Source organism: Streptomyces sp. MMG1533 (genome assembly GCF_001279775.1).
Taxonomy (GTDB): Bacteria; Actinomycetota; Actinomycetes; order Streptomycetales; family Streptomycetaceae; genus Streptomyces.
Genome location: NZ_LGDG01000255.1, coordinates 48,158 through 56,189 on the forward strand (window position 1 = coordinate 48,158; position 8,032 = coordinate 56,189).

The following is an 8,032-nucleotide window of genomic DNA, read 5'->3' on the forward strand; positions in this document are numbered from 1 at the left end:
GGGAGCACGGGGGATGCGATGCTCCCCCTGCTCCCGGGTCAGCCCGCGTCCACCGACTCGAACCGCCAGCGATGCACCGCCCGGGTGACCAACTCCCCGTCGGGTTCCGGCAGTTCGGGCAGTTCGGCGTCGTAGGACGCCTCCCACCAGGTGATGACCAGCACCCGGTCCTGGGGAGCCCGCAAGGTCTCCCGCCGCAACGGCACCTCGGCCAACTCCTGCGCCCGCGCCCAGGCCAGCAACTCCTCGCCCCGCCCTTCGACCGCCCGCGCCTCCCACATCAACGCGACCGTCACGAGTACAGGTTCTCCTTGCCGGCCTCGTGGACGTGGACGTCGTCGTGCCCGGGGACATGAGGCTCCGTCACCGGCAGCGAGGAGTCCGCCGACAGGTCCCAGCTCGACGCGGCCCGGCCCCGCGCCACCATCTCCGCACCCAGCGCCGCCACCATCGCCCCGTTGTCCGTGCACAGCTTGGGCCGCGGCACCCGCAGCCGGATCCCGGCCGCCTCGCAGCGCTCCTGGGCCAGCACCCGCAGCCGGGAGTTGGCCGCGACGCCGCCGCCGATCATCAGGTGGTCGACGCCCTCGTCGCGGCAGGCTTTGACCGCCTTCCGCGTCAGCACGTCCACGACCGCCTCCTGGAAGGACGCCGCCACGTCCCGCACCGGCACCTCCTCCCCCGCCGCCCGCTTCGCCTCGATCCAGCGGGCCACGGCCGTCTTCAGCCCGGAGAAGGAGAAGTCGTACGCCGGGTCGCGCGGCCCGGTCAGACCACGCGGGAACGCGATGGCCGACGGGTCGCCCTCCGTCGCGTACCGGTCGATGACCGGACCGCCCGGGAAGCCGAGGTTCAGCACGCGCGCGATCTTGTCGAAGGCCTCGCCGGCCGCGTCGTCGATGGTCGCGCCCATGGGCCGTACGTCGGAGGTGATGTCCGAGGAGAGCAGCAGGGACGAGTGGCCGCCGCTCACCAGCAGCGCCATCGTCGGCTCCGGCAGCGCCCCGTGCTCCAGCTGGTCCACACAGATGTGCGAGGCGAGATGGTTGACGCCGTACAACGGCTTGCCGAGCGCGTAGGCGTACGCCTTCGCCGCCGAGACCCCGACGAGCAGGGCACCGGCGAGCCCCGGACCGGCCGTCACGGCGATGCCGTCCAGGTCCTTCGGCGAGACCCCCGCTTCCTTCAGCGCGCGGTCGATGGTCGGCACCATCGCCTCCAGGTGCGCCCGGGAGGCCACCTCCGGCACGACCCCGCCGAAACGGGCGTGCTCGTCGACGCTGGACGCGATGGCGTCGGCCAGCAGGGTGGTGCCCCGGACGATGCCGACGCCGGTCTCGTCACAGGAGGTCTCGATGCCGAGGACGAGCGGTTCGTCAGCCATGGATCTCGGTTCCTTGCAGGGAAGTTGAAGGATCGGTCAGTTTCATCACCAGGGCGTCCACGTTGCCCGGCTGGTAGTAGCCGCGCCGGAAGCCGATGGGCTCGAAGCCGAAGCGCTGGTAGAGCTTCTGGGCGCGGATGTTGTCGACCCGGCACTCCAGCATCACCTCGGCGCACTCGAAAGCGGTCGCGGCCCGCAGCAGCTCGGCCAGCAGCCGTCCGCCGAGGCCGGTGCCCTGGTGGTCGCGGGCGACGGCGATCGTCTGCACGTCGGCCAGGTCCCCGGAGGAGGCCAGTCCCGCGTACCCGACGAGCCGCCCGCCGGCGTCCTCGGCGACCACGTACCGCCGTGTGGCCTCGGGGCCCCTGGAGTGGGCCAGCTCCGACCAGAACATCCCCCTCGACCAGGCGTCCTCGGGGAAGAGGTCCCGCTCCAGTTCGAGAACGGGGTCGATGTCCCACCAGCGCATCTCGCGCATTCGAGGAGTCACGATGCGGGTCACTTGGGGGTGACCACCTTGTAGTTCTTGGGGACCTGGGCATCGGGTCGGCGCAGGTACAGGGGCCGGGGAGCGGGGAGTTCCTCGCCCGCGGCCAGCTTCTCCGCGGCCAACGACGCGAGCGCGGCGGCCGACACGTGCTCGGGTTCGTGCGCGACCGGGAAGGTGTCCGGGTACAGCAGCGCGCCCGCGCCGACGGCCGGCAGCCCGGCCACCCGGTCGGCGATGTCGGCGGGCCGGTCGACGGCGGGGTCGGTGAGGCGGGTGCGGGAGTCGGCGTACTTCGCCCAGTAGACCTCCTTGCGCCGGGCGTCGGTCGCCACGACGAAGGGGCCCTTCTCGATGTCGGCCGCGTAGGCGAGGCCGTCGAGAGTGCACACGCCGTGCACGGGCACGCCGAGTGCGAGCCCGAAGGTGTCCGCGGTCATCAGGCCGACGCGCAGCCCGGTGTACGGGCCGGGACCGATGCCGACGACGACACCGGTGACGGCGTCCAGCTTGAGGCCGGCCTCGGCGAGCAGACGGTCGACGGCCGGCAGCAGCAGCTCCCCGTGCCGGCGGGCGTCCACCTGGCTCGACGAGGCGATGACGTCCGTGCCGTCGTGCAGCGCGACGGTGACGGCGGGGGTGGCGGTATCCAGAGCGAGCAAGAGCACGCAAACAGCCTACGGCTCCTGCGCCGCAGGCACGGCCGTCCAGGTCGGGCGGTCGCCTGCTGCTACCGTCGCGGCAAAGCGGGACGTACCGCACGAGCTACACGAGGCATGAGGTGGACGACGGTGGCAAGCAGCAGCTCGGGAATCGTGGCCGGGCTCACCGCGGCGGCCCTGGCGACCGTCGGCTTCCTCGCCTACCGGGCCTCGGCGAGCGTCCCCGCCGACCTCGCCGGGGCGCACACCGGCTCGCCCGCGGCGGCCGCCTCGAAGACACCCCGGGACAGGACGAACCCCGCCGCGCTGCCCGGCGGCTCCGGTGCGGGTCAACGGGTCGTGTACTCGCTGAACGAAAACCGGGTGTGGCTGGTCGGCCCGCGCAACAAGGTCCACCGCACCTTCAAGGTCAGCCCGGGCACCGTCGACCCGGCCCCGGGCACCTACGCGGTCACGTCCCGCTCGAACAAGGTCACCGGCACCGACGGCACCCCCGTCGAGCACGTCGTGCGCTTCACCAATGTGAAAGGCGTGCCCGTGGGCTTCAGTGCGGCGGTGGACGCCTCCGCGCCGGCGCCCAAGCCGACGGCCAAGGCGGGCGGCGTCCGGGAGTCCCGGGCGGACGGCGACGCGATGTGGCAGTTCGCGACGATCGGCGAGAAGGTCGTCGTCATCCGCTAGGGCCTGTCCGCTCAGCGCACTCAGGCGGCTTCGCGGTGCTCCGAACGTGGCCGAAGCGTCCCGGGATCCGGCAGCCGGGGCGGCGTGGACACCGCGTGCGCGGCGGCGCAGGACGCCAGCAGGTCGCGCATGGACACCCCGGCGACGACCGGGTGGGACCGCGGCTCCGGCTTGTTCTCGGTAGCCGACATGGACGCCTCCTGAAGTTCGGGGGCGGGCGTAGTTAGGTACACCTAACTACGAACTGGATACCATGTGACCACGCACAAGACGTCGAGCGCAACATCTTGCCGACGCCTTGTCGGAACCTTCATCGATCTCAGCTGCCGTTCACGTCGACAGCACGCTCAGATCCACCGTCGCCCACCGCTCACCCAGCCCGGTCAGCGTCACGTGCCGCACCTCGTCCGTCGTATCTCCGACGGCCCGGTGGATGACGACCTCCAGCCGGTCGTCGGTCAGCTCCTCGACCTTGCCCTCGCCCCACTCCACGACGATCACGGACTCGGGCAGCGAGACGTCGAGGTCGAGGTCCTCCATCTCGTCGAGGCCGCCGCCCAGGCGGTACGCGTCGACGTGGACCAGCGGCGGTCCGCCCCCGAGGGAGGGATGCACACGGGCGATCACGAAGGTCGGGGACGTCACGGCCCCCCGGACCCCGAGCCCCTCGCCGAGCCCCCGGGTCAGCGTCGTCTTGCCCGCGCCCAGCTCCCCGGTGAGCATCACGAGGTCGCCCGCGCTCAGTAGCTTGGCGAGGCGGCGCCCCAGCTCACGCATCTGGTCGGGGGAGGTGACGGTCAGCTCGGTGTCAGCCGGGTCGCGCGGCGGTGCTGGTGCTTCCATAGCCACCCACGGTAGCTCCTGCGGGTACGGCACCGGCCCGGGTGAGCAGGTCGGCGAGGCGGTCGGTGACCACCTCCGGGTGTTCCAGCATGACCAGGTGCCCGGCGTCCGGGACGAGCACCAGCTCGGCGTCCGGCAGCAGGTCCGCGATGGCCTCGCTGTGCTCGCTGGGCGTGACGAGGTCCCCCACCCCGGCCAGCACGAGCACCGGCAGGTCCGCGAAGTGGGCGATGGCCTCGGTCTTGTCGTGGTCGTTGAACGCCGGGTAGTACTCGGCGACCACGTCGATCGGCGTGCCCTCGATCATGCGCTCGGCGAACCGGGCGATGGCCGGGTCGACGTCCCGGGACGCGAACGAGTACCGCTTGATGACCCCGGCGAACAGGTCGGCGGTGGCCCGGCGCCCCTTCTCCACCAGGGCGGCCTGCTGCCCCAGCGCCTTCAGCACGCCGGGCAGCACCCGCCGTACGGCGTTCACGCCCGCGACGGGCAGCCCGAAGTTCACCTCGCCGAGCCGGCCCGACGACGTGCCGACCAGCGCCACCGCCACCACCCGGTCACGGATCAGCTCGGGGTACTGATCGGCCAGGGCCATGACGGTCATGCCGCCCATGGAGTGCCCGACCAGCACGATCGGCCCGTCCGGCGCGGCGGCGTCGATGACGGCCTTCAGGTCGCGGCCGAGCTGCTCGATGCTGACCGGCACGCCGTCCTGTATCTGGGCCACGCCCCGCGCGGACCGGCCGTGGCTGCGCTGGTCCCAGTGCACGGTCCGTACGACGCCCCGCAGGGCGGCACGCTGGAAGTGCCAGGAGTCCTGGCTGAGGCAGTAGCCGTGGCTGAAGACGACGGTGACGGGCGCGGGCGCCTTGCGGCCGAAGAGCCGCCGGCGCCGGGGCCCGAGCGAGGCGGCTGCGGTGTCCGGGTCGACGTCGTCGACCTCGTAGTACAGCTCGGTGCCGTCATCGGCGTACGCCTTGCCGGGCAAGCCGCGCAACGAGCCGTACGGCCCGGTCGAGTCCAGCGCGAGCCGCGCCTTCTTCCGCATCCCGCGGCCGACGGTGAGCCGCTCTATGGCGACTCCGGCCGCGGCGCCCGCGGCGACCACCCCTATGGCGGCGCCCGCGATGCCGGTCGCCCGGCGCCAGCCGGCGGACGCCCCCGTGGCGGAGGCGACGGCCGCGGCGGCGTCCGCGACGGCCTCCGCACTGCTCTCGCTCACTACCGCTCCTCTTCGCCGGACTGCTGGTTCGCTGGGTCGGGTGACACAGGTGGTGCCGGATGGTGCCGGGTTTGCTGGGTGGTGCCGGGCTTGCTGTTCTTCCGCGCTCTTGCGGGTTACCCCGCTTGTTCCTCATTCACATAGACGCGGGGAACGCGCGTTCCGATCCGGGTGACGATTTCGTAGGCGATGGTCCCCGCGGCCTGTGCCCAGTCCTCTGCGGTGGGCTCACCGCGGTCGCCGGGCCCGAAGAGCACGGCCTCCGCCCCCGGTTCCGGCTCGTCGCCCCCCAGGTCGACGACGAACTGGTCCATCGCGACCCGCCCGGCGACCGTCCGCCATTTGCCGCCGACCAGCACCGGACCGGTCCCGGAGGCGTGCCGCGGAATGCCGTCCGCGTAGCCGACGGGCACGAGTCCGAGGGTGGTCGCGCCCGGCGTGACGTAGTGATGTCCGTAGCTGACGCCGTGGCCCCCCGGCACCTGCTTCACGAGCGCGACGGACGCCGACAGCGTCATCACCGGCCGCAGCCCGAAGTCGGCCGGGCTGCCCAGCTCGGGGCTCGGCGAGATTCCGTAGATCGCGATTCCGGTCCGTACGAGGTCGAAGTGGGCCTCGGGAAGCGTGAGCGTGGCCGGCGAGTTGGCGATGTGCCGCACCTCGGGCCGCACCCCCTGGCCTTCCGCGTACGTCACCATCTCCCGGAACCGGGTGAGCTGGGCGGCGATGGAGGGGTGCCCGGGTTCGTCGGCGCAGGCGAAGTGCGACCACAGCCCGGTGACCCGGACAAGCCCCTCGCGCTCGGCCTGCAGCGCCGCCCCGACGAGTTCGGCCCAGTCCTCACCGGGCTGACAGCCGTTGCGCCCCAGCCCGGTGTCGGCCTTGAGCTGCACGCGCGCGGGAGTACCGGCGTCACGAGCCGCCTCGGTGACTTCCCGGAGGGCCCACATCCCGCTGACGGACACGTCGAGATCGGCCTCGACGGCCGCCCGCCAGGGCCCGCCGGGTGTCCAGAGCCAGCACATGATGCGGCCGTTCAGCCCGGCGGCCCGCAGCGCGAGGGCCTCCTCGGGCGTGGCCGTACCCAGCCAGGTGGCTCCCGCCTCCACCGCCGCGCGGGCACACGGCACCGCCCCGTGCCCGTAACCGTCGGACTTCACCACGGCCATGACGGCCGCCCCCGCCGCACGGGCGCGCAGGGCCCGCACATTGGCCCGCAGCGCGGCCAGGTCGATCTCGGCGCGGGCGCGCAGCGGTGCGGTCGGGGCAGGTGCTGTCTCAGTCATCGCGCCCCCAGTGTCTCAGAGGGGTCCGACAGGGCCGCCGGACGCCTACGTCCCCGGCCTCCGCCCCCACACGTACACCCGGTCGTCCTTCTTCAGCACACTCCACAGCGCGCGGGCGTCGCTCAGACGCAGGTTGACGCAGCCCATGGAGCCGACCGTGGTGAAGATGCTGCCGTAGACGGCGTGGAACGCCTGTCCGCCGCTGAAGAACTGGGAGTACGGCATGGGCTGGTTGTAGAGCGTCGACACATGGTTCTTGTGCCGCCAGTAGACCGTGTGCCACCCGGCCCGGGTCCGGTACCCGGCCCGCCCGCTGCGCATGGGCACGGGCCCGTACACGACCTTCTCCCCCTTCTGCACCCAGGTCAGCTGCCGAGTGAGATCGACACAGGCGACCCGATACGACCGCACCGGACACTTCTTCGCGGCGTTCGGGTTCTTCTCAGCGGAGATGAGCTGCATCCGCGCCCAGGTGACGGCCCCGGCGAACCCGATGGCGGGCTTGATCTTCTGCTTCACCTGAAACGCCCGAATCGCCTTGCAGTCCCCCGCCGACTGCTTCCCGTCCACCTTCCGCTTCAGCCACCGCTCGACCTGCCGCTGATACGGCCCGGTCAACTTGCTGCACGTCACCCGCGCGACGGCGTCGCCCAGCGGCACGAGCTCCACCAGCTCGTACGTCCCCGCCGCCGCATCCCGCGGCTCCACCGCGTCCTCCTCCGCACCGGGCTGGTACACCCTCGGCGGCAACGCCTGATCCGGCGTGTCGATCTGCCACGGCTGATAAGGCCCCGGGGGAATCCCGGGGACGAGCTCGGCCTCCGGCCCGGGGGCCGGGAGTGCCGGGTCGGCGGCGGCGGTGCCGACGGGGAGGGCGGTGGCTGCGGCAAGAAGTACGGCGAGACATCGAGGCGCGATACGTCTGCTGATCATGCGATCAGACAAACGCGGAGACGAACCACAGAGAGGCTGCCGCGCGGCGAGGTCACCCACATTGCCGAGCATCGCTCAGCCCGTCCGGCGTTTGAGGACGAGGCCGTTCAGGCCGAAAGCGGGGGTCTGGGGGCGCAGCCCCCAGGGACGGGACGGGTAGGGGCGGCGGGGGCGAAATACCCCGAGGGCACCCCCACTCCCCCGCACCCCGCACACCCAAACACCCCGCCCCGATTCACTCCCGTACGACATCCCGCCAGGCCCGAGGCACCGCCGCCGCCACATCATGCGCCCCCACCGGCGCCCCGTCCGCCGCGAACCTCCCCGCCAGCCCATGCAGATACGCCCCCACACTCCCCGCGTCCAACGCCGAAAGCCCCGCCGCCAGCAACGACCCCGCCAGCCCCGACAGCACATCCCCACTACCGGCCGTGGCCAGCCAGGACGTCCCCGTCGCATTCACCCGCACCGCCCCACCCCCGGCGTCGGCCACCAACGTCGTCGACCCCTTCAGCAGCACGGTCGCCCCATACC

General features: G+C 72.3%; 11 protein-coding genes. 1 reads left to right on the forward strand and 10 read right to left on the reverse strand.

All coding sequences use genetic code 11. From position 1 onward, the window contains the following. Positions 1–38 precede the first annotated feature (38 nt). Genes ADK57_RS37260 through tsaB form a run of 4 tightly spaced genes read right to left on the reverse strand, consistent with a single transcriptional unit; the run spans position 39 to position 2,539 of the window. Complete coding sequence (locus ADK57_RS37260; protein WP_053754109.1) at positions 39–296, reverse strand: hypothetical protein; 258 nt, start codon at positions 294–296, stop codon at positions 39–41. Then, positions 293–1,384 (reverse strand): tRNA (adenosine(37)-N6)-threonylcarbamoyltransferase complex transferase subunit TsaD, encoded by a 1,092-nt coding sequence (gene tsaD, locus ADK57_RS37265; protein ID WP_053754110.1) that lies wholly within the window; start codon positions 1,382–1,384, stop codon positions 293–295. Before tsaD ends, ADK57_RS37260 begins: the two co-directional genes overlap by 4 nt. Beyond that, a complete protein-coding gene (gene rimI / locus ADK57_RS37270) occupies positions 1,377–1,862 on the reverse strand; it encodes a ribosomal protein S18-alanine N-acetyltransferase (protein ID WP_420711956.1) in 486 nt (161 codons plus the stop codon). Before rimI ends, tsaD begins: the two co-directional genes overlap by 8 nt. Before the next feature lie 20 nt (positions 1,863–1,882). Beyond that, positions 1,883–2,539 carry a tRNA (adenosine(37)-N6)-threonylcarbamoyltransferase complex dimerization subunit type 1 TsaB gene (gene tsaB / locus ADK57_RS37275; protein ID WP_053754112.1) on the reverse strand — a complete coding sequence of 219 codons (657 nt, stop codon included), beginning with the start codon at positions 2,537–2,539 and terminating at the stop codon, positions 1,883–1,885. 123 nt (positions 2,540–2,662) lie between these two features. On the opposite strand from tsaB, the gene ADK57_RS37280 reads away from it, so the two are divergent. Then, on the forward strand, positions 2,663–3,214 hold the full coding sequence (locus ADK57_RS37280; RefSeq protein WP_053754113.1) for a hypothetical protein: 552 nt from the start codon (positions 2,663–2,665) through the stop codon (positions 3,212–3,214). Between the two features lie 20 nt (positions 3,215–3,234). Here ADK57_RS37280 and ADK57_RS50675 read toward each other — a convergent pair whose 3' ends face one another. The 6 genes from ADK57_RS50675 to ADK57_RS37305 form a co-directional block, all read right to left on the reverse strand. After that, positions 3,235–3,405 (reverse strand): hypothetical protein, encoded by a 171-nt coding sequence (locus ADK57_RS50675; RefSeq protein ID WP_199830770.1) that lies wholly within the window; start codon positions 3,403–3,405, stop codon positions 3,235–3,237. 139 nt (positions 3,406–3,544) lie between these two features. Then, positions 3,545–4,057: a tRNA (adenosine(37)-N6)-threonylcarbamoyltransferase complex ATPase subunit type 1 TsaE gene (gene tsaE / locus ADK57_RS37285; protein WP_053754114.1), complete on the reverse strand. Its 513-nt coding sequence runs from the start codon at positions 4,055–4,057 to the stop codon at positions 3,545–3,547. After that, positions 4,023–5,279, reverse strand: coding sequence for an alpha/beta fold hydrolase (locus ADK57_RS37290; RefSeq protein ID WP_053754115.1), 1,257 nt, complete (start codon positions 5,277–5,279; stop codon positions 4,023–4,025). Before ADK57_RS37290 ends, tsaE begins: the two co-directional genes overlap by 35 nt. 116 nt (positions 5,280–5,395) lie before the next feature. After that, positions 5,396–6,565 carry an alanine racemase gene (alr, locus tag ADK57_RS37295; protein ID WP_053754116.1) on the reverse strand — a complete coding sequence of 390 codons (1,170 nt, stop codon included), beginning with the start codon at positions 6,563–6,565 and terminating at the stop codon, positions 5,396–5,398. 45 nt (positions 6,566–6,610) lie between these two features. Then, positions 6,611–7,498 carry a L,D-transpeptidase family protein gene (locus ADK57_RS37300; protein ID WP_053754117.1) on the reverse strand — a complete coding sequence of 296 codons (888 nt, stop codon included), beginning with the start codon at positions 7,496–7,498 and terminating at the stop codon, positions 6,611–6,613. Positions 7,499–7,733: 235 nt separating this feature from the next. Further along, a partial coding sequence (locus ADK57_RS37305) for an ADP-dependent NAD(P)H-hydrate dehydratase (protein ID WP_324612256.1) occupies positions 7,734–8,032 on the reverse strand: 299 nt, incomplete at its 5' end.

Excerpts from the sequence above, each read along its gene's own strand:
- tsaE (WP_053754114.1), bottom strand. The coding sequence starts at position 4,057 with ATGGAAGCACCAGCACCGCCGCGCGACCCGGCTGACACCGAGCTGACC.
- tsaD (WP_053754110.1), bottom strand. The coding sequence starts at position 1,384 with ATGGCTGACGAACCGCTCGTCCTCGGCATCGAGACCTCCTGTGACGAG.
- rimI (WP_420711956.1), bottom strand. The coding sequence starts at position 1,862 with ATGCGCGAGATGCGCTGGTGGGACATCGACCCCGTTCTCGAACTGGAG.
- ADK57_RS50675 (WP_199830770.1), bottom strand. The coding sequence starts at position 3,405 with ATGTCGGCTACCGAGAACAAGCCGGAGCCGCGGTCCCACCCGGTCGTC.
- alr (WP_053754116.1), bottom strand. The coding sequence starts at position 6,565 with ATGACTGAGACAGCACCTGCCCCGACCGCACCGCTGCGCGCCCGCGCC.
- ADK57_RS37300 (WP_053754117.1), bottom strand. The coding sequence starts at position 7,498 with ATGATCAGCAGACGTATCGCGCCTCGATGTCTCGCCGTACTTCTTGCC.